24 protein-coding genes and 1 riboswitch are annotated in these 26,865 nt (G+C 74.4%); of the genes, 16 read left to right on the top strand and 8 right to left on the bottom strand.

Translation table 11 applies throughout. The features are described from left to right. Positions 1-14 precede the first annotated feature (14 nt). The 4 genes from ACSNOH_RS08885 to ACSNOH_RS08870 form a co-directional block, all read right to left on the bottom strand. Positions 15-824, bottom strand: a complete 810-nt coding sequence (locus ACSNOH_RS08885; protein ID WP_436720679.1) for an enoyl-CoA hydratase/isomerase family protein — start codon at positions 822-824, stop codon at positions 15-17. A 118-nt stretch (positions 825-942) separates the two neighbouring features. Further along, positions 943-1,164, bottom strand: a complete 222-nt coding sequence (locus tag ACSNOH_RS08880) for a helix-turn-helix domain-containing protein (RefSeq protein WP_030366669.1) — start codon at positions 1,162-1,164, stop codon at positions 943-945. Positions 1,165-1,666: 502 nt separating this feature from the next. Continuing rightward, entirely contained in the window at positions 1,667-3,265 is a 1,599-nt protein-coding gene (locus tag ACSNOH_RS08875) for an ABC-F family ATP-binding cassette domain-containing protein (protein ID WP_436720678.1), read from the bottom strand. Positions 3,266-3,955: 690 nt separating this feature from the next. Then, positions 3,956-4,627: a hypothetical protein gene (locus tag ACSNOH_RS08870; RefSeq protein ID WP_436720677.1), complete on the bottom strand. Its 672-nt coding sequence runs from the start codon at positions 4,625-4,627 to the stop codon at positions 3,956-3,958. A gap of 141 nt (positions 4,628-4,768) precedes the next feature. On the opposite strand from ACSNOH_RS08870, the gene ypfJ reads away from it, so the two are divergent. Next, positions 4,769-5,659 (top strand): KPN_02809 family neutral zinc metallopeptidase, encoded by an 891-nt coding sequence (ypfJ, locus tag ACSNOH_RS08865; protein WP_436720676.1) that lies wholly within the window; start codon positions 4,769-4,771, stop codon positions 5,657-5,659. Between the two features lie 31 nt (positions 5,660-5,690). Beyond that, on the top strand, positions 5,691-6,092 hold the full coding sequence (locus tag ACSNOH_RS08860) for a VOC family protein (protein WP_436720675.1): 402 nt from the start codon (positions 5,691-5,693) through the stop codon (positions 6,090-6,092). A gap of 63 nt (positions 6,093-6,155) precedes the next feature. On the opposite strand, the gene ACSNOH_RS08855 is transcribed toward ACSNOH_RS08860, so the two are convergent. The 3 genes from ACSNOH_RS08855 to ACSNOH_RS08845 form a co-directional block, all read right to left on the bottom strand. Next, entirely contained in the window at positions 6,156-7,490 is a 1,335-nt protein-coding gene (locus ACSNOH_RS08855; RefSeq protein WP_436720674.1) for a hypothetical protein, read from the bottom strand. Between the two features lie 148 nt (positions 7,491-7,638). Next, entirely contained in the window at positions 7,639-8,766 is a 1,128-nt protein-coding gene (locus tag ACSNOH_RS08850; RefSeq protein WP_436720673.1) for an alpha/beta hydrolase, read from the bottom strand. Positions 8,767-8,982: 216 nt separating this feature from the next. Next, entirely contained in the window at positions 8,983-9,636 is a 654-nt protein-coding gene (locus ACSNOH_RS08845; protein ID WP_436720672.1) for a class II aldolase/adducin family protein, read from the bottom strand. A 144-nt stretch (positions 9,637-9,780) separates the two neighbouring features. On the opposite strand from ACSNOH_RS08845, the gene ACSNOH_RS08840 reads away from it, so the two are divergent. From ACSNOH_RS08840 to ACSNOH_RS08795, 10 genes are all read left to right on the top strand, one after another. Then, positions 9,781-11,013, top strand: a complete 1,233-nt coding sequence (locus ACSNOH_RS08840; RefSeq protein WP_436720671.1) for an anion permease — start codon at positions 9,781-9,783, stop codon at positions 11,011-11,013. A 12-nt stretch (positions 11,014-11,025) separates the two neighbouring features. Next, a complete protein-coding gene (locus ACSNOH_RS08835; protein WP_436720670.1) occupies positions 11,026-11,253 on the top strand; it encodes a hypothetical protein in 228 nt (75 codons plus the stop codon). Between the two features lie 734 nt (positions 11,254-11,987). Next, a riboswitch (cobalamin riboswitch) is annotated at positions 11,988-12,109 on the top strand. Positions 12,110-12,237: 128 nt separating this feature from the next. Next, entirely contained in the window at positions 12,238-13,239 is a 1,002-nt protein-coding gene (locus tag ACSNOH_RS08830; protein ID WP_436720669.1) for a cobalamin biosynthesis protein, read from the top strand. 29 nt (positions 13,240-13,268) lie between these two features. Then, positions 13,269-14,777, top strand: a complete 1,509-nt coding sequence (locus ACSNOH_RS08825; RefSeq protein WP_436720708.1) for a cobyric acid synthase — start codon at positions 13,269-13,271, stop codon at positions 14,775-14,777. Between the two features lie 166 nt (positions 14,778-14,943). Beyond that, positions 14,944-17,061: a putative cobaltochelatase gene (locus tag ACSNOH_RS08820; RefSeq protein WP_436720668.1), complete on the top strand. Its 2,118-nt coding sequence runs from the start codon at positions 14,944-14,946 to the stop codon at positions 17,059-17,061. Continuing rightward, positions 17,061-17,669: a cob(I)yrinic acid a,c-diamide adenosyltransferase gene (gene cobO / locus ACSNOH_RS08815; protein WP_436720667.1), complete on the top strand. Its 609-nt coding sequence runs from the start codon at positions 17,061-17,063 to the stop codon at positions 17,667-17,669. The genes ACSNOH_RS08820 and cobO overlap by 1 nt, the downstream gene beginning before the upstream one ends. Before the next feature lie 21 nt (positions 17,670-17,690). Further along, entirely contained in the window at positions 17,691-19,106 is a 1,416-nt protein-coding gene (locus ACSNOH_RS08810) for a cobyrinate a,c-diamide synthase (protein WP_436720666.1), read from the top strand. Beyond that, positions 19,103-19,501, top strand: a complete 399-nt coding sequence (locus ACSNOH_RS08805) for a cobalamin biosynthesis protein (protein ID WP_436720665.1) — start codon at positions 19,103-19,105, stop codon at positions 19,499-19,501. Before ACSNOH_RS08810 ends, ACSNOH_RS08805 begins: the two co-directional genes overlap by 4 nt. A 33-nt stretch (positions 19,502-19,534) precedes the next feature. After that, the gene (gene cobC, locus ACSNOH_RS08800; protein ID WP_436720664.1) at positions 19,535-20,680 is read left to right on the top strand and encodes an Rv2231c family pyridoxal phosphate-dependent protein CobC; all 1,146 of its coding nucleotides are present in this window, start codon (positions 19,535-19,537) and stop codon (positions 20,678-20,680) included. A gap of 47 nt (positions 20,681-20,727) precedes the next feature. Next, positions 20,728-21,693 (top strand): bile acid:sodium symporter family protein, encoded by a 966-nt coding sequence (locus tag ACSNOH_RS08795; RefSeq protein ID WP_436720663.1) that lies wholly within the window; start codon positions 20,728-20,730, stop codon positions 21,691-21,693. A gap of 155 nt (positions 21,694-21,848) precedes the next feature. Here the strand turns inward: ACSNOH_RS08795 and ACSNOH_RS08790 are convergent, their stop codons facing one another. Continuing rightward, positions 21,849-22,949, bottom strand: coding sequence for an amidohydrolase family protein (locus ACSNOH_RS08790; RefSeq protein WP_436720662.1), 1,101 nt, complete (start codon positions 22,947-22,949; stop codon positions 21,849-21,851). Between the two features lie 388 nt (positions 22,950-23,337). Between ACSNOH_RS08790 and ectA the strand changes: the two genes are divergently transcribed. The 4 genes from ectA to thpD all read left to right on the top strand — a co-directional run bounded on the left by ectA (position 23,338) and on the right by thpD (position 26,638). Continuing rightward, entirely contained in the window at positions 23,338-23,904 is a 567-nt protein-coding gene (ectA, locus tag ACSNOH_RS08785) for a diaminobutyrate acetyltransferase (protein WP_436720661.1), read from the top strand. 113 nt (positions 23,905-24,017) lie between these two features. Continuing rightward, a complete protein-coding gene (ectB, locus tag ACSNOH_RS08780; RefSeq protein WP_436720660.1) occupies positions 24,018-25,286 on the top strand; it encodes a diaminobutyrate--2-oxoglutarate transaminase in 1,269 nt (422 codons plus the stop codon). 53 nt (positions 25,287-25,339) lie between these two features. Then, positions 25,340-25,738 carry an ectoine synthase gene (locus tag ACSNOH_RS08775; protein WP_424892673.1) on the top strand — a complete coding sequence of 133 codons (399 nt, stop codon included), beginning with the start codon at positions 25,340-25,342 and terminating at the stop codon, positions 25,736-25,738. A 3-nt stretch (positions 25,739-25,741) separates the two neighbouring features. Next, positions 25,742-26,638, top strand: coding sequence for an ectoine hydroxylase (gene thpD, locus ACSNOH_RS08770; RefSeq protein WP_436720659.1), 897 nt, complete (start codon positions 25,742-25,744; stop codon positions 26,636-26,638). Positions 26,639-26,865: the final 227 nt, after the last annotated feature.

Here is a 26,865-nt window from a genome sequence, read left to right as displayed (position 1 = left end):
ACGTGCCTGCTTCGCTACTCCCCCACGCCCGCGAGATCCCGCAGCCGCCGGCCCTGGGCGGCCCGCTCCGCCGCGCGCTGTTCGTCGTACGTGCGCCCGGCGGCGCCCCGCAGCAGCGCCTTGGTCTCGACCACGGCGTCGCGCGGGGCGGCGAGGATCGCCGCGGCGAGGTCGTGGACGGCGCCGTCGAGCTCGCCGGCCGGCACCACCAGATTGGCGAGCCCGGCGCGCTCGGCCTCCGCGGCCCGCACGAAGCGGCCCGTGGCGCAGATCTCCAGCGCGCGGGCGTAGCCGACGAGGGAGACCAGCGGCTGGGTGCCGCCGAGGTCCGGCACCAGGCCCAGGCTGGGCTCGCGCATGGCGAACTGCACGTCCTCCGCGCAGACCCGCAGGTCGCAGGCGAGGGCGAGCTGGAAGCCGGCGCCTATCGCATGGCCCTGGACCGCGGCGATGGAGACGATGTCGTTGCGCCGCCACCAGGTGAAGGCGGACTGGTACGCGGAGATCTCGGCGTCCAGCGCCTCCTCGCTGCCGCGCGCCAGGTCCAGGAACGACGGCTCGCCCTCGAAGCCCTCGGGGGTGAAGGCCTGCCGGTCGAGCCCGGCGGAGAAGGACTGGCCCTCGCCGCGCAGCACGACGATCCGGACGCTGCCCGGGAGCAGGCGGCCGGCTTCGGTCAGGGCCCGCCAGAGCGCGGGCGACTGGACGTTGCGCTTGGCGGGATTGGTGAGGGTGACGGTGGCGACCGCGTCTTCCACGGTGAGCCGCACGCCGTCCCGGTCGAGCAAGGTGTCGAGCAGGGTCTGGTCGTTGGGGGCGGTCATCGAAGGGCCTCCGATCGGGCTACTGCACAGTAGGTGACTGCACAGTAACCACCCGGCCGACTGCTCGACCGACCGGGTGGCACTGCCCACACTGTCGGTGCCCTGGGTGCGCGGGGCGTCAGGCCGAGGCGGCCTTCTTGCCGCGCGTCGCTCCGCCGCGACCCCGCAGGATCACGCCGGATTCACTGAGCATCCGGTGAACGAAGCCGTAGGAGCGGCCGGTCTCTTCGGCCAGCGCCCTGATGCTCGCACCGGAGTCGTACTTCTTCTTCAGGTCTGCCGCGAGCTTCTCGCGCGCGGCGCCGGTCACCCGGCTGCCCTTCTTCAGAGTCTCGGCCACCCGTGCCTCCTCATGGGAGATGCGCCTCTTGACTCTCATGATCACCCCTATACGGCCTCCTGGCCACCCATTCGACAAGGTCCATGAGAAGTCCCGGGGCCCCGGCGGCCCCGATTTCCGGCGCCGACAGGCCTCGGAGCAGGCAATTCCGAACGATCGCGCTCGTACGGCCGTACGGGTGGCCCGGCGAAGGGGCAGGTCAGACGGGGCACTCCCGACCGGCGGTGCGAACGCCCCGGCGCACGGCACGGGTCGTGCGCCGGGGCATGGGGAGGCGGCGGGGTACGAGCCGCACTCACTCAGATGAAGGATCACCCGTCGGCCGAATGATCGGGACGGCACCGATCACGCTCGTCACGGAGCGCTACGAAGCCCCCGGGCGCAGGGCAGAGCTCGGGGCGCGGGGGCGACGGTCGTCGCGGATCCGGACCAGGTCCGGTCACACGGCGGCCCGGGCCGGGCGAGCGCGACGGCCCGGGTCGGGCGAGCGCGGCCTCCCGGGTCAGGCGAGCGCGACCAGGTCCGCGTAGTCCGGGCCCCAGAGGTCCTCGACGCCGTCCGGGAGCAGGATGATCCGCTCGGGCTCCAGCGCGTCGACGGCGCCCTCGTCGTGGGTCACGAGCACGACCGCGCCCGTGAAGGTGCGCAGCGCGCCGAGGATCTCCTCGCGGCTCGCGGGGTCGAGGTTGTTGGTGGGCTCGTCCAGGAGCAGCACGTTGGCGGAGGAGACGACCAGCGTGGCCAGGGCCAGCCGGGTCTTCTCACCGCCGGAGAGCACGCCGGCCGGCTTGTCGACGTCGTCGCCGGAGAAGAGGAACGAACCGAGCACCTTGCGGACCTGGACGAGGTCGAGGTCCGGCGCGGCCGAACGCATGTTCTCCAGCACCGTGCGGTCCGGGTCGAGGGTCTCGTGCTCCTGGGCGTAGTAGCCGAGCTTGAGGCCGTGACCGGGAGTGACCTCGCCGGTGTCGGGCTTCTCCGCGCCCGCGAGCAGGCGCAGCAGCGTGGTCTTGCCGGCGCCGTTGAGGCCGAGGATGACGACGCGGGAGCCCTTGTCGATGGCCAGGTCGACGTCGGTGAAGATCTCCAGGGAGCCGTAGGACTTCGACAGGCCCGAGGCCATCAGCGGGGTCTTGCCGCAGGGCGCGGGGTCGGGGAAGCGGAGCTTGGCGACCTTGTCGGAGGCGCGGTCGGCCTCCAGGCCGGAGAGCAGCCGCTCGGCGCGCCGGGCCATGTTCTGCGCGGCGACGGTCTTGGTGGCCTTGGCGCGCATCTTGTCGGCCTGGGCATTGAGGGCCGCGGCCTTCTTCTCGGCGTTCTGGCGCTCGCGCTTGCGGCGCTTCTCGTCGGCCTCGCGCTGCTGCTGGTACAGCTTCCAGCCCATGTTGTAGACGTCGATGGCCGAGCGGTTGGCGTCGAGGTAGAAGACCTTGTTGACGACGGTCTCCACGAGGTCGACGTCGTGGGAGATCACGATGAAGCCGCCGCGGTACGTCTTGAGGTAGTCGCGCAGCCAGGCGATGGAGTCGGCGTCGAGGTGGTTGGTCGGCTCGTCCAGGAGCAGGACGTCGGCGTCGGAGAAGAGGATCCGGGCCAGCTCGACGCGGCGGCGCTGACCGCCGGAGAGGGTGTGCAGGGGCTGGCCGAGGATGCGGTCGGGCAGGCCGAGGGCGGCCGCGATGGTGGCGGCCTCCGCCTCGGCCGCGTAGCCGCCCTTGGTGAGGAACTCGGTCTCCAGGCGGGCGTACTTCTTCATCGCGTTGTCGCGGGTGGCGCCCTTGCCGTTGGCCATGCGGTCCTCGTTCTCGCGCATCTTGCGCAGGACGGTGTCCAGGCCGCGGGCGGAGAGGATGCGGTCGCGGGCGAGCACGTCGAGGTCGCCGGTGCGGGGGTCCTGCGGGAGGTAGCCGACCTCGCCGGAGCGGGAGATCGTGCCGCCCGCGGGCATGCCCTCGCCGGCGAGGCACTTGGTGAGGGTCGTCTTGCCCGCGCCGTTGCGGCCGACGAGGCCGATGCGGTCGCCCTTGGCGATGCGGAAGGAGGCGTTCTCGATGAGGATGCGGGCGCCGGCGCGCAGCTCGATGCCGGAAGCGGTGATCACGGGGATTACTCCAGGGCGTGGTGGACGGCGGTGGGGACGGGAGCGAACTCGGCCGCGCGCGGGGCGCCTCTGCGGGCGCGGGCGGCGGCCGGCGCCGTCTAATGCACGAGGAGGAATGCCATGCCCATCAGTCTAACGGGGAACCGCAACCTGCTTCGGGGTCCGGGCACCGGGCGACCGACGGGCGCCGGGCGCCCATGCCTCCGCAGCGTCGGTGACCGGCGGATTCCGGCGGTGCCGTACCGGGGCCGAGGCCGAGTCCCGCCGGTGGGCAAGCCCGGTCCGGCACCGCCGGGGGACGGCCGCGGTGGCTGATCGCCGTTGCGGCGGGACGAACTGCCCGGGCGCGGACGCCCTCCTCCGCCGCGGTGGTGGCCGACCACGACGGCGGACTCCGGCGGTGCCGTAGCGGGGGCCGGCCCGGGGCCGCGGCCGAGTCCCGCCGGTGGGCAAGCCCGGCTCGGCACCGCCGGAGACCGCCGCGGTGGCTGATCGCCGTTGCGGCGGGACGAACTGCCTGGGCGCGGAGGCCCTCCTCCGCCGCGGCGGCAACCGGCCACGACGGCGGACTCCGGCGGTGCCGTACGCGCCCCGCCCCGCAGGAACCGCCCCGCGGGCGAGCCCGGCGTTGCGGCGAGGCGAAGTGCCTGGGCGCGGACGTGTTTCTCCGGCGGCCGGACCGCCCCGTCGCTAGGCGAACGGGCCCGTCGCCGAGACCGCTGCCAGGTGGGATGTCCACGGCGTTCCGGGGGCGCAGTGGCGGGCGATCAGGAGGAAGTCGTCGCGGCGGGCGGTGCGGGAGGGGTCGAAGGCGCAGCCGGGGCCGGCCTCGCGGTGCCACCGGAGGCCGCCGTCGCCCGCCCCGTACGCGGTGACCAGCCGCGGGGTGACGACGGCCACCGCGCCCGGCTGCGGGCCGAGCAGGTGGAGGGCGCTGCGCGCGGGCCGGCGGATGGCGCCCGGGACGCCGCGGTGCCAGACGGAGAGGGCGCCGTCGCGCAGGACGGTGCCGGTGACGAGGCCGTCGTCCCAGAAGGCGACGGCCTCGCCGCGGGCGGGGCGGGCCTGGAGCGGCCGGTGGCCTTCGCGGGCGTACGTCCAGCGGCGGGCGCCGGTGTCCGGGTCGTACGCCTCCAGGCCGCCCGGCGCGAGGCGCAGCCGCGGCGGGCGGGCGGCCGCGGCGGAGCGGGCGTGGCGCCCGGCGGGGTGCAGGGTGAGCCGGTCGCCGAAGGGGGCGTGCCGGCCGTGGCGGGCGGCCGCGAAGGCCGGCGGCAGGAGCAGGAGGAGGGCGGCGAGGAGGAGCGCGAGGGTGGCCGGGGAGGGAGTGCGGTGACCGCCGTGCACCGTGTCCGCCGTCGCCATGGGGGCGCTCCTTCCGTACCGTTCGTCCTGGATATCCGGGCGCCACGGGACACGGCGGCCGACACGCCGGACCGGGCGCCCGAGTAATAGCGACATATGGGGCGATTCACCGATACTCAGGGGTGGGAAGGCGGTGGGCGCATGCAGTTCGACGACGACGCGGGGCTGGACACCTCCCAGGTCCAGGACGAGCGCGGCAGCCGGATCCCGGGCGGCGGGGTGGCGATCGGCGGCGGCATCGTGGGCCTGATCGCCCTGGTCCTCGGGCTGTTCTTCGGCATCGGGCCGCAGGAGCTCGGGCTCACCTCGGAGCCCGCGCCCGGCGGCACCGCGAGCAGCGACGCCCAGGTGGCCCAGCACTGCCGCACGGGCCGCGACGCCAACACCCGCGAGGACTGCCGGATCGTCGCCGTGGTCAACAGCGCACAGTCGTTCTGGGGCCAGGAGCTCCCGCGCCGCTCCGGCACCACGTACACCCCGGCGTCGACCGTCTTCTTCACCGGCCAGGTCCGCACGGCCTGCGGGGCCGCCTCCTCGGCCGTCGGGCCCTTCTACTGCCCGGGCGACCGCAAGGTCTACCTCGACCTGGGGTTCTTCAAGGAGCTGCGGACCAAGTTCGGGGCGAGCGGCGGCCCGTTCGCGGAGGCGTACGTCGTCGCGCACGAGTACGGGCACCACATCCAGAACCTGACGGGCACGCTGGGCCGCGCCCAGGACCGGCGCACGGGCGCCGGGAGCAACTCCGTCAGGGTCGAGCTGCAGGCGGACTGCTACGCCGGGGTCTGGGCCCGGCACGCCACGACCACCCCCGAGAAGTCCACCGGGCGCCCCCTGATCAGCAAGCTGACGCGGGAGGACATCGACGACGGACTGTCCGCGGCCGCGGCCGTCGGCGACGACCGCATCCAGGAGCGGTTCCAGGGCCGGGTGACGCCGGAGAGCTGGACGCACGGGTCGGCCGAGCAGCGGCAGCAGTGGTTCAACACGGGGTACGCCACCGGGGACATGGCCCGCTGCGACACCTTCCGCTGAGCGGGCGTCAACCGCGAAGGAGTGACCTCACATGACAGGCACGCACACGCCGAGCATCTACCCCACGCTGCTCTACCGCGACGCGAAGGCGGCGATCAAACAGCTCACCAAGGCGTTCGGCTTCACCCAGGCGGCCCTGTACGAGAGCGAGGACGGCACGGTCCTGCACGCCGAACTGGCCTACGGCAACGGCAGGGTGATGATCGGTTCGAAGGGACGGGTCGGAGTGTTCGCCGAAGCCATGCGGGAGAGCGGGCCGGTGGGCGTCTACGTCGTGGTCGAGGACACGGACGCGCACTTCCGGCGGGCCGAGAAGGGCGGGGTGGAGATCCTGCTGCCGCCGACGGACCAGGAGTACGGCTCGCGGGACTACATGGCGCGGGACCTGGAGGGGAACGTGTGGAGCTTCGGGACGTACGTCCCGGCGGGCTGAGCCCGGCCGGGCGGGCCGGGCTCACCCCGTAATCACTCGCTTCGTATCAGCGGAGCACGCCCCTCACACGCCGCCCGTGTGCACCTGGAACGCCGCCTTCCGGACAGCCTTGGCCAAGGCCGGGTCCGGATGCGCCGCCGCCAGGGCGACCAGCACCTGCACCGTGCGCGGATGCCCCACCGCCCGCACCTCCTCCAGCAGCCCCGGCACCGTGCCCTGGACCGCCGAGTCCAGGTGCCGCACGAGCAGCCGGCTCTCGCCGTGGTCGGCGACGGCGGCGGCCGTGTCCACCCACAGCCAGGTGGCCTCCTCGCGGGTGAGCACCTCGGCCGCCTGCTCCGGGTCCCGCCCCTCGTGCTCGGCGAGCCACAGCAGGGCGTACGGCCGCAGACACGGCTCCTCCACCACGGCCCGGACGGCGGGCTCCGCGGCCGCGCCGACCGCCCGCAGCGCCTCGAAGGCCAGGCCGCGGACCAGGGCGTCGTCGCCGCGGGCCGCGTCCAGCAGCTCGGACAGGGCGCTGCCGGCCGGGCGGGCGGCGAGCCACGCGCGGTACTCGGCACGGGCCGGGCCCGGCGTGAGGTCGGCGCAGCCGCGCAGCATGGCCTCGGCGGACAGCTCGATGTTGCCCGCGGGGCTCTGCGCGGCGACGCAGATCTGCTCCAGCTTGACCCACACCGCCCAGTTGCCCAGCGGGGTCAGCACGGCTTCGGCCTCGGTCAGCGACCCGGGGCCGCCGCGCATGACCACGGCCCCGACGGAGGCGAGCCCTTCGAGCGCCCAGCCGAGGAGCTCCTCCAGCGGGTCGTCGTCCGTGGAGAGGGACCGGGCCGGGGGGACGGGCCGGCCACCGTAGGGGACCTCGCAGCGCTCGGCGCGGATCTCGGCGACGCGCTGCTGCAGCAGGTCGAGGAGCATCGCCACGGGCACGGGCCCGGCCGACAGGTGCATGACGGACAGCAGCTGGGGCGCCGCCTCGACGACCTCGGCGGCGACCGTCGCGTCCGCGCCGGCGGGCGCGGGGTGGGCGAGCGACCAGGCGTCGAAGAGGGCCACCCAGCCGCGCAGCACGGCGCCGTCGTCGCGGTCCCAGGCCTGCATGCGCCAGCCGGGGCGGGCCGTGCTGCCGTGCAGCTCGACGAGCCCGGCGAGGCGGGCGCGGTCCCAGTCGGCGCGTACCTGGTGGGGTGTCAGGCCCAGGGCCGCGGCGGCCCGCTCGGCCGTCTCCGCGGAGAGCCCGCCTGTCGTACCGGGGAGCAGGGTGGCGCCGCGGCCGCGCTCGTCGGCCGCCCAGCGGGCCACGCGGACCGCGCCGGTGAGGCAGTCTCTGGCCTGCCGGGCCGTGGCGAACCGAGGCACCCGCCCGGCGGGCAGCGGCGATCGGCTGTCGGGGGACAAGTCTGAGCCGGGAGTCGCGCGGAGTACGGGACGTCACAGGAGCAGTCTTGCCGCTGACGCTCCGAAAACCCAATCGGAATCAATTGTCCAGCTGTCCACCATTCACTTCCTGCCGCTGAATCAGGGCAGCTTGGAGGCCCTGGGAGCGTCACATGAAGGGGATGAGGAACCTCCGCAGCGCCTCTTCGTAACGCTCAGGGGAGGCGTTCCACATCGCCGCGTGCGGAGCCTGCCGGACGGTGTGCAGGACGATCAGATCGGGGCGGCCGGCCGCGAGTTCGCGTGACGTGCGCCACGGGGCGACGGTGTCGTCGGGGCCGTGGGCGAGGAGGGCCGGCACGGCGAGCCGGGCCGGGTTCCGGAGGCGGTCGAGCGCGTCGGGGGCGATTCCGGTCCGGCCGCGGGCGGCGTGCACGGCGAGCGGAAGCAGGGGGGCGGGCACACCGCGGGCGGCGGCCATCGCGTGCAGAGCGGCCGGCCAGTCGAGCACCGGCGAGTCCATGACGATGCCGCTGATGTGGGGGCGCAGCTCCGGGTCGGTGACGGCCAGCAGGGCCATGGTCGCGCCGGTGGACCAGCCGTGGACGACGACGCGGCGGGCACCGTGGGCCAGGGCATAGCGGACGGCAGCGGCGAGATCATGCCATTCGGCGAGCCCGAAACGGCTGATTCCGTCCGGTGGCCGGGGCGCCCCGGGGTCGCCCCGGTAGGCGAGCGCGAGGACCGGCAGCCGCAGGCGGTGCAGGAACGGCATGACGACCATGGGCTGCTCGCGGGTCATCCCGAGGCCGTGCACGGTGATCACCCAGGTGTCCCGGGCGGCGGGCAGGAACCAGGCCGGAAGCGGCCCGAGCTCGCCGGGGACGGTGACGTCGGCGTGGTCGAGGCCCAGGGTGTCGCGGGGGTTCCCGGCGTGGAGCTGCGGGGTGAGCCACACCCGGTCGCCCCGCTCCGGCGCGCCGCGCGTGACCCGCACCAGGCGGCGGACGACGGCGGACGAGGAGTGCTCGGCGTCCTGGACGACGGGGCCGACGACGGCGTGCAGGCCGGGCCCGGTCAGCCCGTACGTGCCGGGGCGCAGCGAGGCCTGGTGACGGGTGAGGGTGATGCGGTCGCCGTCGGCGGAGTGGACGGTGAGCCGCGGCTGGTCGGGCGGAGGGCCGCCGGGGGACGCGCGCAGGGCGGCGTCGGAGGCGTACCGGCCGGCCGCGAGGGCGGCTGCGCCGGCGCTGATCGCCGTGGCGGCGGCCACGGTTGCCGTGGTCCGTATGCCCATGCCCTCCAGTGTGGGCGGCGCGGGCGACGACGGCCAGTGGGCGGGGCCGCTGCGCGGGGCGGCCCGGCGCCCTGGCCCCGGGCCGGCCGGGCGTTCCGGGGGCCCTCGCGGCGGGGGCCTCGCCACGGCGGCGGGCGGATTCCTTCCCGCCGCCGTGGCGAGAGGGCGCTACGGGGTAGGCCGGCGGTGCCGTACCGCGCCCGGCCGGCCGCCGGCTCAGCCCCGCGCGCCGTAGCCGCGGAGCTTCTCCGTCGCCCGGGCCGCCTGGTCAGGGGACAGGAGCGTCGGGGCCCGGCCGGGGACGGAGGAGGCCGTGAGCCAGACCCGGCACATCCACTCCAGCTGGGCGGTGCGGTCGTAGGCCTGGTCGAGGCTCGCGCCGTAGGTGAGGGTGCCGTGGTTGCGCAGCAGGCAGCCGGTGCGGCCCGCGAGAGCCTCCAGGGCGTGCGCGGCCAGCTCGTCGCTGCCGTAGAGGGCGTACGGGGCGACGCGCACCGGCCCGCCGAGCGCCCCGGCCACGTAGTGGATCAGCGGCAGCTCGTCGACCAGCGTGGAGACCGCCGTCGCGTGGACGGCGTGCGTGTGCACGATCGCGGCGGCGTCCGTGGCGCGGTAGACCGCCAGGTGCAGGGGCAGCTCGCTGGTGGGGGCGAGGTCGCCGAGGAGCGGGCGGCCCTCCAGGTCGACGGCGACCACGTCGCGCGCGGTCAGCCGGTCGTAGGGGATGCCGCTCGGTGTGACGACGACGACATCTCCGGCCCGCGCCGAGACGTTCCCCGACGTGCCCACGACAAGGCCCTCGGCCGTGGTCCGGCGGGCCGTGGCCAGGACATCGGCCCACGTCCGGCGGATCTGCTCGGTCTCCCTCATCGTTCTCCACCCCTCCGCATCCGTCCGCATCCGTTCGCCGCCTCCGGTTCACGCCACTACCCCGCCCGGATCAGTTCACCTTCCGTTCACCCAAGGTCTTTACGGTCCCCGCTGTACTGACCATCGAGCTGATTGCCTGGGTGAATGGAACACATCACGCTTCTCATCGGGATCGTGATCGTCACGGCCTTGGTGTTCGACTTTACGAACGGCTTCCACGACACGGCCAACGCCATGGCCACCACCATCTCCACCGGCGCGCTCAAGCCGAAGGTCGCGGTGGCGATGTCGGCGGTGCTGAACCTCGTCGGCGCGTTCCTGTCCGTGGAGGTCGCCAAGACGATCTCCGGCGGGATCATCGACGAGAGCGCGGGCATCAGACCGGAGATCATCTTTGCGGGTCTGGTCGGTGCGATCGTCTGGAACCTGCTGACCTGGCTCGCCGGTCTGCCCTCCAGCTCCTCCCACGCCCTCTTCGGCGGCCTCATCGGCGCGACGGTCGTCTCCGTCGGCTTCGACGCGGTCAACGCCGACAAGGTCGTCATGAAGGTCCTCATCCCCGCCGTCGCCGCGCCGATCGTGGCCGGCCTCGCCGCCTGGTGCGCGACCCGGCTCACCTACCGGCTCGCCCGCGGGCGCGACGAGCGCGAGACCGCCAAGGGCTACCGCGCCGGGCAGATCGCCTCGGCCGCCCTGGTCTCCCTCGCCCACGGCACCAACGACGCCCAGAAGACCATGGGTGTGATCACCCTCGCGCTCGTCGCCGGCGGCGTCGTCGCGCCGCACGCCGACCCGCCGCTGTGGGTCATCGTCTCGGCCGGCCTGGCCATCGCCCTCGGCACGTACCTGGGCGGCTGGCGCATCATCCAGACCCTCGGCAAGGGCCTCACGGACATCAAGCCCGCGCAGGGCTTCGCCGCCCAGACCGGCGCGGCGACCGTGATCCTCGCCTCCTCGCACATCGGCTTCGCGCTCTCCACCACCCAGGTCTGCTCCGGCTCGATCATGGGCGCCGGGCTCGGCCGCAAGGGCGGCGTCGTGCGCTGGTCGACCGCCGGGCGCATGGTCATGGCCTGGGGCCTGACCCTCCCCGCGGCCGGCCTGGTCGCCGGTGGCGCGGCCCTCCTCGCCGACCAGGGCAACTGGGGCGTCGCCGCCGTCGCCGTCCTCGGCCTGGCCGTCTCCGGCGCGATCTGGCTGGCCTCGCGCCGCAAGCCGGTCACCCACGACGACCTGGACTCGCGCGACGGTGTCGCCGGCGCGGAGCCGGCGGGTGTCGTCACCGCGGCCCTGCAGGCCGTCGCCCCGCCGCCGGCCGTTGCGGTCTCCCCCTCCCCCGAGGCCGGGCGGGCTCCTGCCGCCGCGGCGGCGAGCTGAAGGAAGAAACGCATGCACATCGACTGGGCAGCTCTCGGCCAGGTCTTCGGCGTCAGCCTCGTGGTGACGGTCGGCCTGGTGGGCATCTTCACCCTGGGCATCGTGGGCACGTCGCCCCGCGCGGGGGCGTCGGCGGACTCCGGCACGGGCGCGGGGGCGCTGGCGCGCTCCGGGGCGTACGCGTGCTTCGCGCTGTGCGCGGCGGCCGTGGGATACGGCATCTACTTGATCGTGGCGTAACCACGCTCACCGCTCCGAACGGCCGGGTCCCCTACGGACCCGGCCGTTCGCGTACGCGCAACCGCCGCCAGCCTGGCACCGCCGAACACGTACGAGGGGGTTGCCCGCCGCTGCGGCGGAAGGAACGGCCCGCGGCCGTCACGGCGTACCGCCGACCCCTCCCCCGCACCCGCGGTCAGTCCGGCACCGCCGGAAACGTACGAGCGGGTTCCTCGCCGCGGCGGCGGAACGGACTTCCGCCCGTCGCCCCGGTTGCCGCCGGGCAACCAACCTCCCGCCGCAACGGCGAACGACCACCACGGACGTAATCGGCGGTGCCGTACCAGCGGCCAGTCCGGCACCGCCGGAAACCTACGAGCCGGTTGCTCGCCGCGGCGGCGGAAGGAACGGCCCGCGGCCGTCACGGCGTACCGCCAACCCCCCGCACCCGCGGTCCGTCCGGCACCGCCGGACACGTACGAGCGGGTTACCCGCCGCTGCGGCGGAACGGACTTCCGCCCGTCGCCCCGGTTGCCGCCGGGCAACCAGCCTCCCGCCGCAACGGCGAACGACCACCACGGACGTAATCGGCGGTGCCCTACCGGCGGTGGGTTCGGCACCGCCGGAAACGTACGAGCCGGTTGCCCGCCACTGCGGCGGGAAGGATCTGCCCGGTGCCGGTCCGGGCAGGTCAGGCGTGAGTTGACGGCGCCCGCGGCGCATGGTGGACTTCCGGAGCCAAACGGCGACAGCAGAGGAAGCCGGTGCGAATCCGGCGCGGTCCCGCCACTGTCACCGGGGAGCGTCTCCCCCACGCGATGGCCACGGCGGCGAGCCGGAAGGCCGGGGGCGGCGCGGATCCGGGAGCCAGGAGACTCTGGTCGCCGGTCACGTCGAGCCAGGGCGCGGACCCTGAGTGAGGACACATCGTCATGCCCGGCGCCCGCCACCGAACGCCCCGCACCGCTGCTTCCCTTCGCCGAGGCGTGACGGCGGTCTGAGCCGATGCGCGCCGATCCGATCGGTTTCGCGTGCGGCGCCGCGCTCGGCTTCCTCGGTGACCGCGTCCTGGGCGACCCGCGCCGCGGCCACCCCGTCGCCGCGTTCGGCCGCGCCGCGCTCGCCGTGGAACGCCGCCTGTGGCGCGACGACCGCGGCCGCGGCGCCCTGCACACCCTGGTGTGCGCCGGGGGCGCGGCGGCTGGTGCCGCGCTGCTGGCCCGCGCCGTACGCGCCTCCCGTTCCCGTACCGCCGACGTCGCGCTGACCGCCGCCGCCACCTGGGCCGTGCTCGGCGGCACGTCGCTGGGCCGCGAGGCCCGCGCCGTCGGGGGCGCGCTCGCCGCCGGTGACGTGGAGGTCGCCCGCGAGCGCCTGCCGCACCTGTGCGGCCGCGACCCGCAGGCGCTGGACGCCCAGCAGATCGCCCGCGCCGTCGTGGAGTCCGTGGCCGAGAACACCTCCGACGCCGTGGTCGGCGCCCTGGTGTGGGGCGCGCTCGGCGGCGTGCCGGGCCTGATCGGCTTCCGGGCGGTGAACACCCTCGACGCGATGGTGGGTCACAAGTCCCCCCGCTACCGCCGCTTCGGCTGGGCCTCGGCCCGCCTGGACGACATCGCCGGCTGGCCCGGAGCCCGCCTCACGGCCGCCCTCGCGATCCTCGCGGGCCCCGACCCGCGCGGCGCCTGGCGCGTGGCCCGGCGCGACGCCTCCCGCCACCCCAGCCCCAACGCGGGCCCCGTGGAGGCCGCGTTCGCGGGCGCGCTCGGCGTGCGGCTGGGCGGCACCCTCGCCTACGCGGGCCGCGTCGAACACCGGCCCGTACTGGGCGCGGAGAACCGCCCCGTACGGACGGACGACATCGAGCGCGCGGTACGCCTCTCGCGCCGGGTGTCGCTGCTGGCCCTGGGGACGGCGGTGGCGGCCCGCGCAGTGGGCAGCCTGTTGACGACGCCAAGGACGACAAGGACGGCAACGACGGCAAGAACGGCAAGGAGGAGCCGGTGACGGCTGACAGGAGCGGGCCCGCGGGCCCGCTGGGCGGGGGCCTGCTGGTGGCCGGCACCACCTCGGACGCGGGCAAGAGCGTGGTGACGGCCGGCATCTGCCGCTGGCTGGCCCGCAAGGGCGTCAAGGTCGCGCCGTTCAAGGCGCAGAACATGTCGCTCAACTCGTACGTGACGCGCGAGGGCGCGGAGATAGGCCGCGCGCAGGCGATGCAGGCCGCGGCGGCCCGGGTCGAGCCGAGCGCGCTCATGAACCCGGTCCTGCTGAAGCCGGGCGGGGACCGCAGCAGCCAGGTGGTGCTGATGGGCAAGCCCGTCGGCGAGCTCAGCGCTCGCGGCTACCACGCGGGCCGCCAGGAGCAGCTGTTCGGCACGGTGACGGAGTGCCTGGCCGAACTGCGGCGCACCCACGACGCGGTCATCTGCGAGGGTGCCGGCAGCCCGGCCGAGATCAACCTGCGGCGCAGCGACATCGTCAACATGGGCATCGCGCGGGCCGCCCGGCTGCCCGTGGTCGTGGTCGGCGACATCGACCGCGGCGGCGTCTTCGCGTCCTTCTTCGGCACGACAGCACTGCTGTCGCCGGAGGACCAGGAGCTGGTGGCGGGCTACATCGTCAACAAGTTCCGGGGCGACGTGACGCTGCTGGAGCCGGGCCTGGACATGCTCCGCGACCTGACGGGCCGGCGGACGTTCGGCGTCCTGCCGTTCGCGCACGGCCTCGGCATCGACGAGGAGGACGGCCTGCGGGTCTCCCTGCGGGGCGCGGTCCGCGAGTCGGTGGTGGCGCCGCCGCACGGGGCGGACGTGCTGCGGGTCGCGGTGTGCGCGGTGCCGCTGATGTCGAACTTCACGGACGTGGACGCACTGGCGGCCGAGCCGGGCGTCGTGGTGCGCTTCGTCGACCGCCCGGAGGAGCTCGCCGACGCCGACCTGGTGGTCGTGCCGGGCACGCGCGGCACGGTGCGGGCGCTGGCGTGGCTGCGCGAGCGCGGCCTGGCGGACGCCCTGGCGCGGCGCGCGGCGGAGGGCCGTCCCGTGCTGGGCATCTGCGGCGGCTTCCAGGTGCTGGGCGAGCGCATCGAGGACGAGGTGGAGTCCCGGGCGGGCGTGGTCGAGGGGCTGGGCCTGCTGCCGGTGCGGGTGCGGTTCGCGGCGGAGAAGACGCTGGCGAGACCGGTCGGCACGGCCCTGGGCGAGCCCGTGGAGGGCTACGAGATCCACCACGGCGTCGCGGACGTCCTGGGCGGCGACGAGCCGTTCCTGGACGGCTGCCGGGTGGGCGCGGTGTGGGGCACGCACTGGCACGGCTCCCTGGAGAGCGACGGCTTCCGCCGGGCGTTCCTGCGGCGCGTCGCGGAGGCGGCGGGCAGGGCGTTCGTCCCGGCCCCGGACACGTCGTTCGCCGCGCTGCGGGAGGAACAGCTGGACCGGCTGGGCGACCTGATAGAGGAACACGCGGACACGGACGCGCTGCTGCGGCTGATCGAGGACGGGGTGCCGGGCGGAGTGCCGTTCATACCGCCCGGGGCGCCGTGAGCACGATGATCCCCGCATGCGCGGGGATGACAGCAGCCGATCCACCAGGTGATCGCCGAGCAAAGGAACACCCCCGCTAACGCGGGGACAACGGTTGCACCATCGCACGCGGCGCAGCCGCTGACGAACATTCCCGGTCCGATTACCTCGAAAGGGATATCACCTGATGGCTTCGGCTACCTACCCGTTCACCGCGATCGTCGGGATGGACGACATGCGGCTGGGCCTCCTGCTCAACGCCGTCTCGCCGTCGATCGGCGGAGTTCTCGTGCGAGGCGAGAAGGGCACCGCCAAATCCACTGCGGTACGAGCGCTTTCGGCGCTGCTGCCGGAGATCGACGTCGTCGTGGGTTGCCGTTTCTCCTGCGACCCGGCAGCACCCGATCCCGCGTGCCCGGACGGGCCGCATGCGAGCGCCGCGGTCGAGGGCCGCCCCGCCCGGATGGTCGAGCTCCCCGTCGGCGCTTCCGAGGACCGCCTCGTCGGTGCACTCGACATCGAGCGGGCCCTGGCGGAGGGCGTCAAAGCCTTCGAGCCCGGCCTGCTCGCCGAGGCGCACCGAGGGGTGCTCTATGTCGACGAGGTCAACCTCTTGCACGACCACCTCATCGACAGCTTGCTGGACGCGGCCGCCATGGGAGCCGCTCACGTCGAACGCGAGGGCGTCTCCGTCCGTCACGCGTCCCGTTTCCTCCTCGTCGGCACCATGAACCCCGAGGAGGGCGAGCTCCGCCCGCAGCTCCTGGACCGCTTCGGCCTGACCGTCGAGGTCGCCGCCTCGCGCGAGGCCGACGAGCGGGTGGAGGTCGTGCGCCGCCGGCTCGCCTTCGACGAGGACCCGGCCGCGTTCACCGCGAAGTGGGCCGCCGAGGAGGAGACCCTGCGCGAGCGGATCGCCGCCGCCCGCGCGCTGCTGCCGTCCGTACGGCTGGGCGACGGCGCGCTGCGCCGCATAGCCGCCGTCTGCGCGGGCTTCGAGGTGGACGGCATGCGCGCGGACATCGTGACCGCGCGGACGGCATCGGCGCTGGCCGCGTGGGCGGGCCGTACGGACGTGCTGGCCGAGGACGTACGGCAGGCCGCGCTGCTGGCGCTGCCGCACCGCCGCCGCCGCAACCCCTTCGACGCCCCCGGCATGGACGAGGACAAGCTGGACGAGATCCTCAACGGCTTCGAGGACGAGGACCCCGATCCGGAGCCCGAGCCGGAAGGGCCGGAGGGGACGGACGGGCCGGAGGGTCCGGACGACGACGGCCCCGGCGACGGCGGTCCCGGGGGCGGCGGCCCCGACGGCGGCGGGCAGCAGCCCCCGCAGGACGGCCGAGGACCCGAGAGCACGCCCGACGTACCGCAGCAGCGGCAGGATCCCACCGGCTCCGGCCCTGCCTCTCCGGAATCCCCGGACGCCCCCGAAGGCGCGCCCGCGACCGGAGAGGCCGCCGAAGCTCCCGCCGTCGCCGCCTCAGCGCCCTTCCGGACCCGCAGGCTCGACGTTCCCGGCCTCGGCGAGGGAGCCGACGGCCGCCGCTCGCGGGCGCGCACGGCGCACGGCCGGACGACCGGTTCCCGCCGCCCTCGCGGCACCCTGTCCCGGCTGCACCTGGCCGCGACGGTGCAGGCGGCCGCCCCGCACCAGCGGGCGCGCGGGCGCAGCGGCCCCGGCCTGCTCGTGCGCCGCGACGACCTGCGGGAGGCGGTGCGCGAGGGCCGGGAGGGCAATCTCGTGCTGTTCGTCGTGGACGCCTCCGGCTCCATGGCGGCCCGCAAGCGGATGAGCGCCGTCAAGGGCGCGGTGCTGTCGCTGCTGCTGGACGCGTACCAGCGCCGCGACAAGATCGGCATGATCACGTTCCGCGGCGCGGACGCCGAGGTGGCGCTGCCGCCGACGTCGTCGGTGGACGCCGGCGCGGCCCGGCTGGAAAAGCTGCCGACGGGCGGCCGCACGCCGCTCGCGGCCGGCCTGCTGCGGGCGCACGAGGTGCTGCGGGTGGAGCGGCTGCGCGACCCGTCGCGGCGGCCGCTGCTGGTCGTGGTGACGGACGGCCGGGCGACGGGCGGCCCAGAGCCGCTGCAGCGGGCGGCGCGGGCCGCGCGGCTGCTGGCGGGCGAGGGCACGGCGTCGGTGGTCGTGGACTGCGAGGCCGGGCCCGTACGCCTCGGGCTCGCCGCCGAACTGGGCCGGGAACTGCGCGGCCCCGTCGTGACGCTCGACGAACTGCGCGCGGACAGCATCTCCGCGCTCGTGCACACCGTACGGACCACTCACACCAGGAGGGCCGCGTAATGCCCAAGGGACAGCCGACCACCGTTCCCGACGACGGCCTCACGACGCGTCAGCGCCGCAACCGGCCGCTCGTCTTCGTCCACACCGGCATCGGCAAGGGCAAGTCGACGGCGGCGTTCGGCCTGGCGCTGCGGGCCTGGAACCAGGGCTGGCCGATCGGGGTGTTCCAGTTCGTGAAGTCGGCGAAGTGGAAGGTCGGCGAGGAGAACGCGCTGCGGGTGCTCGGTGCGTCGGGCGAGGGCGGCACCGTCGACTGGCACAAGATGGGCGAGGGCTGGTCGTGGATCCAGCGCGACCCCAAGGACGGGGAGCTCAGCAACGAGGACAAGGCCCGGGAGGGCTGGGAGCAGGTCAAGCGCGACCTCGCGGCCGAGCGGTACAAGCTGTACGTGCTGGACGAGTTCGCCTACCCCCTGCACTGGGGGTGGATCGACACGGACGAGGTGGTCGACGTGCTGCGCAACCGCCCCGGCACCCAGCACGTGGTCATCACGGGCCGCAACGCCCCGGAGAAGCTGGTGGAGTTCGCGGACCTGGTGACGGACATGTCGAAGGTCAAGCACCCGATGGACACGGGCCAGAAGGGCCAGCGGGGCATCGAATGGTGAGCGTCGGATGGTGACCGAACAGTGAATACGCACGTCCCCCGCCTGGTCATCGCCGCGCCGGCCTCCGGCAGCGGCAAGACCACGGTGGCCACCGGCCTGATGCGGGCCTTCGCCGACGCGGGCCTCGCCGTGTCGCCGCACAAGGTCGGCCCGGACTACATCGACCCGGGCTACCACGCGCTCGCGACCGGCCGCCCGGGCCGCAACCTCGACGCGTACATGTGCGGCCCGGAGCGGATCGCCCCGCTGTTCCTGCACGGGGCCGCGGGTTGCGACATCGCGGTGGTCGAGGGCGTGATGGGCCTGTACGACGGGGCGAGCGGGCAGGGCGAGCTGGCGTCGACGGCGCACGTCGCGAAGCTGCTCAAGGCGCCGGTCGTGCTGGTCGTGGACGCGTCGTCGCAGTCGCGCTCGGTGGCCGCGCTGGTGCACGGCTTCGCGTCCTGGGACCCGGAGGTACGGGTCGCGGGCGTCATCCTCAACAAGGTCGGCTCGGACCGCCACGAGGCGCTCCTGCGGGAGGCCCTGACGGAGTCGGGCGTGCCGGTGCTGGGCGCGGTGCGCCGCGTCCAGCAGGCGCACACGCCGTCCCGTCACCTGGGCCTCGTCCCGGTGGCGGAGCGCAGCACCGAGGCGGTGGAGGCGGTGGCGGCCCAGGCGGCCCAGGTAAGGGCGGGTTGCGACCTGCAGGGCTTGCTGGCCCTGGCGCGCAGTGCACCACCCCTCACCGATGCCGCTTGGGAACCTGGTTTGTGGGCAGGCGTCCCGCAGGGCGGGACGGGTGGGCACAAACCGCCCACCGGCCCGCACCCGGACAACAAGCCGGTGATCGCCGTAGCCGGCGGCCCGGCGTTCACCTTCTCGTACACGGAACACACGGAACTGCTCCGAGCCGCAGGCGCCGACGTGGCAACGTTCGACCCACTGAGGGACGAGGCCCTGCCAGAGAACACCGCCGCCCTGGTAATCGGCGGCGGCTTCCCCGAGATCTACGCCCCGGAACTCTCCGCCAACGAACCGCTCCGCAAGCAGGTCGCCGCCCTCGCGGCAACCGGTGCCCCGGTCATCGCCGAGTGCGCGGGCCTGCTCTACCTCTCCCGTTCGCTGGACGGCAAGCCGATGTGCGGCGTGCTGCCCGCGGACGCCCGGATGTCCGGCCGCCTGACCCTCGGCTACCGCGAGGCCGTGGCGATCGCGGACAACCCGCTGGCGCAGGCCGGCACCCGCGTCCGGGGCCACGAGTTCCACCGCACGGTGACGGAGCCGGGCGCGGGCGCGGCCCCCGCGTGGGGCTTCACCCATCCGGAGCGCCGCACGGAGGGGTTCGTGCTGGGCGGGGTCCACGCCTCGTACCTGCACGTGCACTGGGCGGGCGCCCCCGGCGCGGCCGCCCGGCTCGTGGCGGCGGCAGCGGCAGCGGCCACGGCCCGCGGGTGACGCCGGTGGTCTCCGTCTACGTGGGCGTGGGCGCCCGCCGCGGCGTGCCGGCCGCGGAGGTGCTGGAACTGATCGAGCAGACGCTCGCCGAAGCGGGGACGGGGACGGCCGTACCGCGGCCGTCCGCGCTGGCGACGGTGGACGCGAAGGCGTACGAGGCCGGCCTGCTGGAGGCAGCCGCCCGGCTGGGCGTACCGCTGCGGTCCTACGGCCCCGACGCCCTGTCACAGGTCGCCGTACCGAGCGCGTCGGCGGCGGCCGCGCTGACCGCAGTGGGCACGCCCTCCGTGGCGGAGGCGGCGGCGCTGATGGCGGCCGGGCCGGGTGCCGTCCTGGCCGTGGGGAAGCGGAAGTCGGCGCGGGCGACGTGCGCGGTCGCGTACGGACCCGCTTGACGGTCCTTCGGCGGCCGTCAGTACCGTTTCCGGGTGGGCCGCACGCGCCCGCCGACGACCACCCGGCACTCATCCGGCACTCATCCGGCACTCACAAGAAGGCGGCCCGCGGCCATGCACACTCCCAGCGAACCCGACCTGCGCCACCACGGTGACGCCGAAGTGCGGGGTGCCGGCGCGGAGCTGACGGACCTCGCCGTGAACGTGCGGGCGGGCACGCCGCCTGTGTGGCTGCGTGAGCGCATCGCCGCGTCGCTGGACGGGCTCGCCGCGTACCCGGACGGGCGGGCCGCGCGGCGCGCGGTGGCGGCGCGGCACGGGCTGCCGGAGGAGCGGGTGCTGCTGACGGCGGGTGCGGCCGAGGCGTTCGTGCTCATCGCGCGGGCGCTGCGGGTGCGGCGGCCGGTCGTGGTGCACCCGCAGTTCACGGAGCCGGAGGCGGCGCTGCGGGACGCGGGGCACCAGGTGGAGCGGGTGCTGCTCGACGAGGCGGACGGCTTCCGGCTGGACCCGCGGGCGGTGCCCGGCGACGCGGACCTGGTCGTCGTCGGAAATCCGACGAACCCGACGTCCGTGCTCCACCCGGCGCGCGACCTCGCCCGGCTGGCCCGGCCGGGCCGGACGCTCGTCGTGGACGAGGCGTTCATGGACGCGGTGCCGGGCGAGACGGAGTCCCTGGCGTCGGTCACGGACCTGCCGGGGCTGATCGTGCTGCGCAGCCTCACCAAGACGTGGGGGCTGGCGGGTCTGCGCATCGGCTACGTCCTCGCCTCGCCGGGGACCATAGCCCGGCTGGAGCGCGCGCAGCCGCTGTGGCCGGTGTCGTCGCCGGCGCTGGCGGCGGCGGAGGCGTGCAGCGCTCCCCCGGCGCTCGCGGAGGCGGAGCGCGCGGCGCGCCGGCTCGCCGACGACCGGACGTATCTGGCGGCCGCGGTCGGCCAGTTCGAGGGGGTGCGGGTGCACGGGCCGGCGGCCGGGCCGTTCCTGCTGATCCGGGTGCGGGGTGCGGCGGCCGTACGGGGCAGGCTGCGCGGGCTGGGGTTCGCGGTGCGGCGCGGCGACACGTTTCCGGGGCTGGGGCCGGACTACCTGCGCCTTGCGGTCCGGGACCGCGCGACGACGGACCGCTTCGCGGAGGCCCTCGGAAAGGCGCTCGCCGAGGGGCTCGCCGAGGGGTGAGACCGGCTCTGGCCGCGGTGCGCGGGTGATCGCTAAGGTGCCGCCGTATGGCGACCCCTCGAATAGCCCCGGCGGCCCCGGCCGCCGCCGACCGGACGGCGCGGCTGGCCGTCACCGTGTTCCCGTTGCTCGTCGTCGCGGCCGGAGGGCTGGGGCTCGCCGCGCCCTCGCACTTCACCGGCTGGGCGCCGGCCGTGCCGTACCTGCTGGGCGTCGTGATGTTCACGATGGGGCTCACGCTGACCGGTGACGACTTCCGGGCGGTCGCCAAGCGGCCGTGGGCGGTCGGGCTCGGCCTCGTCGCCCACTACGTGATCATGCCGGGGCTGGGCTGGCTGATCGCTACGGCGCTGGGGCTGCCGCCGCAACTGGCGGCCGGAGTGATCCTGGTCGGCTGCGCGCCGAGCGGGACGGCGTCCAACGTGGTCACGTACCTGGCGCGCGGGGACGTCGCCCTGTCGGTGTCCGTCGCGACCGTGTCGACGCTCGTCGCGCCGCTGGTCACACCGCCGTTGACGCTGCTGCTGGCGGACCGGTTCCTGGACGTGGACGCGGGCGCCATGTTCACCGACATCCTCAAGACCGTGCTCGTGCCGGTGGTCGGCGGGGCGCTGGTGCGGATGGCGGCGGGGCGGCGCGTCGCCCGGGTGCTGGGGGTGCTGCCCTCCCTGTCGGCGCTGACGATCGCCGTGCTCGTGCTGATCGTGGTGTCGGGCAGCGCGGCGCGGATCAAGGACGCGGCGGCGCTCGTCCTGCTCGCCGTCGTCCTCCACAACGGGCTGGGCCTGGCCCTCGGCTACGCGGCGGGCCGCGCGGCCCGCCTGGGCCGGCCGTCGAGCCGCGCCATGGCCTTCGAGGTGGGCATGCAGAACTCGGGCCTGGCCGCGTCCCTGGCAACGGCCCACTTCAGCCCGGCGGCGGCCCTGCCCGCGGCGGTCTTCTCGGTATGGCACAACGTTTCGGGGGCGGCGGTGGCGGCCTGGATGTCCCGCGGGGCGCCTCCGGCGCGGTAGAAAGCACGACGGCCGGCCCGCCCGTCTCTCCCGCCGCCGCGGCGCGCAACCGCACGAGACCTCACCGGCGGTGCCACGCCCGGCTCAGGCGAGCCCGGCACCGCCGGACACCACCGTCGTGGCCGGTCGCCGCCGCGGCGGAGGGACGCCCCCCGTCAGCGGATCACCCGCCCCCGTAGGATCACGCGGCTCGGGGAGGCGAGGACGCGGACGTCCGCGCGGGGGTCCGAGCCGTAGACGACGACGTCGGCCGGGGCGCCCTCTTCGAGGCCGGGGCGGCCGAGCCAGGCGCGGGCCGCCCACGTCGTGGCGGCGAGGGCGTCGACCGGCGGGATGCCCGCCTTGACGAGCTCGGCGACCTCCTGGCCGACCAGGCCGTGGGCGAGGGAGCCCCCCGCGTCCGTACCGACGAAGACGGGGATGCCCGCGTCGTACGCCGCCCGCACCGTGTCGTAGCGGCGCGCGTGCAGGCGCCGCATGTGGTCCGCCCAGCGCGGGAACTTCGCCTCGCCGCCCTCCGCGAGCCGCGGGAACGTCGCGATGTTGACCAGCGTCGGCACGATGGCGACGCCCCGCTCCGCGAACAGCGGAATCGTGTCCTCGGTGAGCCCGGTGGCGTGCTCGATGCAGTCGATGCCCGCCTCCACCAGCGGCGCCAGGCTCTCCTCCGCGAAGCAGTGCGCCGTCACCCGCGCCCCGAGCCGGTGCGCCTCGGCGATGGCCGCCCGCACCTCGCCGCGCGGCCAGCAGGCGGACAGGTCACCGGTCTCGCGGTCGATCCAGTCGCCGACGAGCTTGACCCAGCCGTCCCCGCGCCGCGCCTCCCGCGCCACGTACGCGACGAGGTCCTGCGGCTCGATCTCGTGCGCGTAGTTGCGGATGTACCGGCGGGTGCGCGCGATGTGCCGGCCGGCGCGGATGATGCGCGGCAGGTCCTCGCGCTCGTCGATCCAGCGCGTGTCCGAGGGCGAGCCGGCGTCCCGCAGGAGGAGCGCTCCCGCGTCGCGGTCGGTCATCGCCTGCTTCTCGCTCGTGGACGCGTCGACGGGCCCGTGGGCGTCGAGGCCCACGTGGCAGTGGGCGTCCACGAGCCCGGGCAGCGCCCAGCCCTCGACCGTGGTGACGTCCCGCGCCCCCACCGGCCGTTCGAAGGTGATCCGGCCGCCGACGACCCACAGCTCGTCGCGCACCCCGCCCTCCGGGTCCGCGCCGACGAGCACCCGCCCCTTGATGTGCAGCACACCGCTGTCGCTCATGGACCGCACTGTACGAGCCCGCTCCTCCCGCGCGCCAAGGGGCCGCCGGCATCAGGGCCCCGGCCGCCCCGGCGGACCCCGGGAAATTCCCCGGACCCGCCCTTTCCTATTTCACACAGACAACTCCCCGCGCATTCTCCTTCCCGCTTTCCCGCAGCCTAAACACAGCGTTTTCCTTACGTTTCCGCAAGGGAATTCACCCGCCCCGCGATCACCTGTGACGCACTCCACACACCACACCCTTCGTCCGGTTATTTCCGGGCAAACCACCCTACATCTCCCCCGTCTCGCCCGCCCACGCACCTTCGCGCGATAACACAACCACCCGCCGCCGGGTAACCCGCACCCCCGGTGCGATTTCCGATGCGCATCGGTAAATTCCCTCGGCATGACCGCCGCACAAGCAGACCTTGCACGTGCCCGCCCCGCCTCCGTCCGGGAATTCCCCGGAATTCCGGAGGGCCTCACGCTCGACGTCCCGCGCGCCGGCGACGGAGCCGCGATCTGGCGCATCGCCCGCGACTCGGGAACCCTGGACCTCAACTCCTCGTACAGCTACCTGCTGTGGTGCCGCGACTTCGCCGCCACCTCGGCCGTCGCCCGCCGCACCGGCGACGGGGCGCCCGCCGGCTTCATCACCGGCTACATCCGCCCCGCCCGCCCCCGCACCCTCATGGTCTGGCAGGTGGGCGTGGACCGCCCCCACCGCGGCCGCGGCGTGGCCGCGGCGATGCTGGACGGCCTCGTCGCCCGGCTGGCCCGCGAGACCGGCGGCCTCGACGGGATCGAGACCACCGTCACGCCCGGCAACACCGCCTCCAACCGCCTCTTCGCCTCCTTCGCCGAACGGCACGGCGCCACCGTCGAACGCGAAGTCCTCTTCCACGGCGGCCTGTTCCCCGAGGACGGCCACGACCCCGAAGTGCTGCACCGCATCGGCCCCCTCAGGCACTGAAGGCGCTGAAGGCGCTGAAGGCGCTGAAGGCACTGACCGAACGCGCTCACAGCACCCCGTACGCACCAAAACGCACCGAACGCAGCGAACGAACGCACCGACAGGAGCAGCCCATGACCATCACCCCGCCCGCCCTCAGCGTCTTCGAGGCCCTGGAGTCGGAGGTCCGCAGCTACTGCCGCAGCTGGCCCGCGGTCTTCGACCGGGCCCAGGGCAGCCGGATGTACGACGAGGACGGCCACACCTACCTCGACTTCTTCGCCGGCGCCGGGGCGCTCAACTACGGCCACAACAACCCGGTCCTCAAACGCGCCCTGATCGATTACATCGAACGCGACGGCGTCACCCACGGCCTGGACATGGGGACCACCGCCAAGCGCGCCTTCCTGGAGGCCTTCCAGAACGTCGTGCTGCGCCCGCGCGACCTGCCGTACAAGGTGATGTTCCCCGGCCCGACGGGCACCAACGCCGTCGAGGCCGCGCTCAAGCTCGCCCGCAAGGTCAAGGGCCGCGAGGCGATCGTGTCCTTCACCAACGCCTTCCACGGCATGTCGCTCGGTTCGCTCGCCGTCACCGGCAACGCCTTCAAGCGGGCCGGCGCGGGCATCCCCCTCGTGCACGGCACGCCCATGCCCTTCGACCACTACCTGGACGACCAGGTGCCCGACTTCCTGTGGTTCGAGCGGCTGCTCGCCGACCAGGGCTCGGGCCTGAACACCCCCGCCGCCGTCATCGTCGAGACGGTGCAGGGCGAGGGCGGCATCAACGTCGCCCGCCCCGAGTGGCTGCGCGGGCTCGCCGCGCTGTGCGAGCGGCACGACATGCTGCTGATCGTCGACGACATCCAGATGGGCTGCGGCCGCACCGGCGCCTTCTTCTCCTTCGAGGAGGCGGGCATCACCCCGGACATCGTGACCCTGTCGAAGTCCATCGGCGGCTACGGGCTCCCCATGTCGCTCACCCTCTTCCGCCCGGAGCTCGACGTGTGGGAGCCCGGCGAGCACAACGGCACGTTCCGCGGCAACAACCCGTCCTTCGTGACCGCGGCCGCGGCGCTCGACGCGTACTGGACCGACGGGCAGATGGAGAAGCAGACCCTCGCCCGCGGCGAGCAGGCCGAGGAGGCGCTGCGCGCGATCTGCGCCGAGCATCCGGAGCTGGGGGCGCGGTACCGGGGCCGCGGGCTGGTGTGGGGCCTGGAGTTCGCCGACAAGGACCGCGCCTCCGCCGTCTCCCGGCGGGCCTTCGAGCTCGGGCTGCTCGTCGAGACGTCCGGCCCGGAGGGCGAGGTCGTCAAGCTGCTGCCCGCGCTGACGATCTCGCCCGAGGAGCTCGACGAGGGGCTGCGGATCCTGGCCCGCGCGGTCCGCGAGACGGCCTGAACCCGCACCCCGCACCCCTCAGGTAAAGAACGGTTAGAGAAAGGCAGTTCATCATGATCGTCCGTTCCCTCCAGGACATCGAAGGCACCGACCGGCATGTCAAGGCGCGCAGCGGTACGTGGGAGAGCAAGCGGATCGTCCTCGCCAAGGAGCGGGTGGGCTTCTCCCTGCACGAGACCGTCCTCTACGCCGGGACCGAGACGTCCATGTGGTACGCCAACCACATCGAGGCCGTGCTGTGCGTGGAGGGCGAGGCCGAGCTCACCGACGACGAGACCGGCGAGACGCACTGGATCTCGCCCGGCACGATGTACCTCCTCGACGGCCACGAGCGGCACACCCTGCGGCCGAAGACCGACTTCCGCTGCGTGTGCGTCTTCAACCCGCCGGTCACCGGACGGGAGGACCACGACGAGAACGGCGTCTACCCGCTGCTGACGGAGGAGGGCTGAACGATGGCCGCGGTCACCGACCTCTACCCCACGCGCGGCACGCACGAGGCCGCCGTTCCGCGGCAGGACCCCGTGGTGTGGCCGTCGGACTCCGGGGCCCCGGCCCCCGGGCCGATCGACGCGGCCGCCCTCGCGGGCTACGAGCGCGACGGCTTCCTCACCGTGGACGAGCTGATCACACCGGACGAGGTGGCCGCCCTGCGCGCCGAACTCGACCGGCTGATCGCCGATCCGGCGGTGCGGGCCGACGAGAGAGCGGTCGTCGAACCGCACTCGCAGGACGTGCGGTCGGTGTTCGAGGTGCACCGGATCAGCGAGGTGTTCGCGGAGCTCGTGCGCGATCCGCGGGTCGTCGGGCGGGCCCGGCAGATCCTCGGCTCGGACGTCTACGTCCACCAGTCGCGGGTCAACGTCAAACCGGGCTTCGGGGCCGCCGGGTTCTACTGGCACTCCGACTTCGAGACGTGGCACGCGGAGGACGGGCTGCCGCGGATGCGGACGGTGTCGGTGTCGATCGCCCTGACGGAGAACCTCCCCACCAACGGCAGCCTGATGATCATGCCGGGGTCGCACCGGACGTTCCTGGGCTGCGCGGGGGTGACGCCGCGGGACAACTACAAGCGGTCCCTGCGCATGCAGGAGGCGGGCACGCCCTCGGACACGGCCCTCGCCGAGCTGGCGGGCCGGCACGGCATACGGCTCTTCACCGGCCCGGCCGGCTCGGCGACGTGGTTCGACTGCAACTGCATGCACGGTTCGGGCGACAACATCACGCCGTACGCGCGGAGCAATGTGTTCGTCGTCTTCAACAGCGTGGAGAACGCGGCGCGGGAGCCCTACGCGGCCCCGGCCCGCCGCCCGCCCTTCATCGGCGCACGCGACTTCACACCGGTGAGGTAGGGGACGGCCTCCGGCGGTGCCGTACGGGCTTCGGGCCTGTAAGGCACCGCCGGAGGCCACCGTCGTGGCGATTCGCCACGGCGGCGGAACACGAACCGGAGCCCGGCATACTCCCCCGCCGCGGCGGCGCGCAGGCCCCGCGGACGCATCCGGCGGTGCCGAACCGGCGCCAGCCCGCGCGGCACCGCCGACCACCACAGCGGATGGGGTGGGCCGGAGCCCCGCCC

Origin of the sequence: Streptomyces sp. URMC 127, from assembly GCF_051386535.1 — a bacterium.
Classification (GTDB): Bacteria; Actinomycetota; Actinomycetes; order Streptomycetales; family Streptomycetaceae; genus Streptomyces.
Note: the sequence above shows the minus strand (reverse complement) of the source record. Positions and strands in the feature narration are given on the sequence as shown.

What these genes read in the sequence shown, in the direction of transcription:
- ACSNOH_RS08885 (WP_436720679.1), bottom strand. Translation starts at nt 824, where the DNA reads ATGACCGCCCCCAACGACCAGACCCTGCTCGACACCTTGCTCGACCGG.
- ACSNOH_RS08870 (WP_436720677.1), bottom strand. Translation starts at nt 4,627, where the DNA reads ATGGCGACGGCGGACACGGTGCACGGCGGTCACCGCACTCCCTCCCCG.
- ypfJ (WP_436720676.1), top strand. Translation starts at nt 4,769, where the DNA reads ATGCAGTTCGACGACGACGCGGGGCTGGACACCTCCCAGGTCCAGGAC.
- ACSNOH_RS08860 (WP_436720675.1), top strand. Translation starts at nt 5,691, where the DNA reads ATGACAGGCACGCACACGCCGAGCATCTACCCCACGCTGCTCTACCGC.
- ACSNOH_RS08850 (WP_436720673.1), bottom strand. Translation starts at nt 8,766, where the DNA reads ATGGGCATACGGACCACGGCAACCGTGGCCGCCGCCACGGCGATCAGC.
- ACSNOH_RS08845 (WP_436720672.1), bottom strand. Translation starts at nt 9,636, where the DNA reads ATGAGGGAGACCGAGCAGATCCGCCGGACGTGGGCCGATGTCCTGGCC.
- ACSNOH_RS08840 (WP_436720671.1), top strand. Translation starts at nt 9,781, where the DNA reads ATGGAACACATCACGCTTCTCATCGGGATCGTGATCGTCACGGCCTTG.
- ACSNOH_RS08835 (WP_436720670.1), top strand. Translation starts at nt 11,026, where the DNA reads ATGCACATCGACTGGGCAGCTCTCGGCCAGGTCTTCGGCGTCAGCCTC.
- ACSNOH_RS08830 (WP_436720669.1), top strand. Translation starts at nt 12,238, where the DNA reads ATGCGCGCCGATCCGATCGGTTTCGCGTGCGGCGCCGCGCTCGGCTTC.
- ACSNOH_RS08820 (WP_436720668.1), top strand. Translation starts at nt 14,944, where the DNA reads ATGGCTTCGGCTACCTACCCGTTCACCGCGATCGTCGGGATGGACGAC.
- cobO (WP_436720667.1), top strand. Translation starts at nt 17,061, where the DNA reads ATGCCCAAGGGACAGCCGACCACCGTTCCCGACGACGGCCTCACGACG.
- ACSNOH_RS08795 (WP_436720663.1), top strand. Translation starts at nt 20,728, where the DNA reads ATGGCGACCCCTCGAATAGCCCCGGCGGCCCCGGCCGCCGCCGACCGG.
- ACSNOH_RS08790 (WP_436720662.1), bottom strand. Translation starts at nt 22,949, where the DNA reads ATGAGCGACAGCGGTGTGCTGCACATCAAGGGGCGGGTGCTCGTCGGC.
- ectA (WP_436720661.1), top strand. Translation starts at nt 23,338, where the DNA reads ATGACCGCCGCACAAGCAGACCTTGCACGTGCCCGCCCCGCCTCCGTC.
- ectB (WP_436720660.1), top strand. Translation starts at nt 24,018, where the DNA reads ATGACCATCACCCCGCCCGCCCTCAGCGTCTTCGAGGCCCTGGAGTCG.
- ACSNOH_RS08775 (WP_424892673.1), top strand. Translation starts at nt 25,340, where the DNA reads ATGATCGTCCGTTCCCTCCAGGACATCGAAGGCACCGACCGGCATGTC.
- thpD (WP_436720659.1), top strand. Translation starts at nt 25,742, where the DNA reads ATGGCCGCGGTCACCGACCTCTACCCCACGCGCGGCACGCACGAGGCC.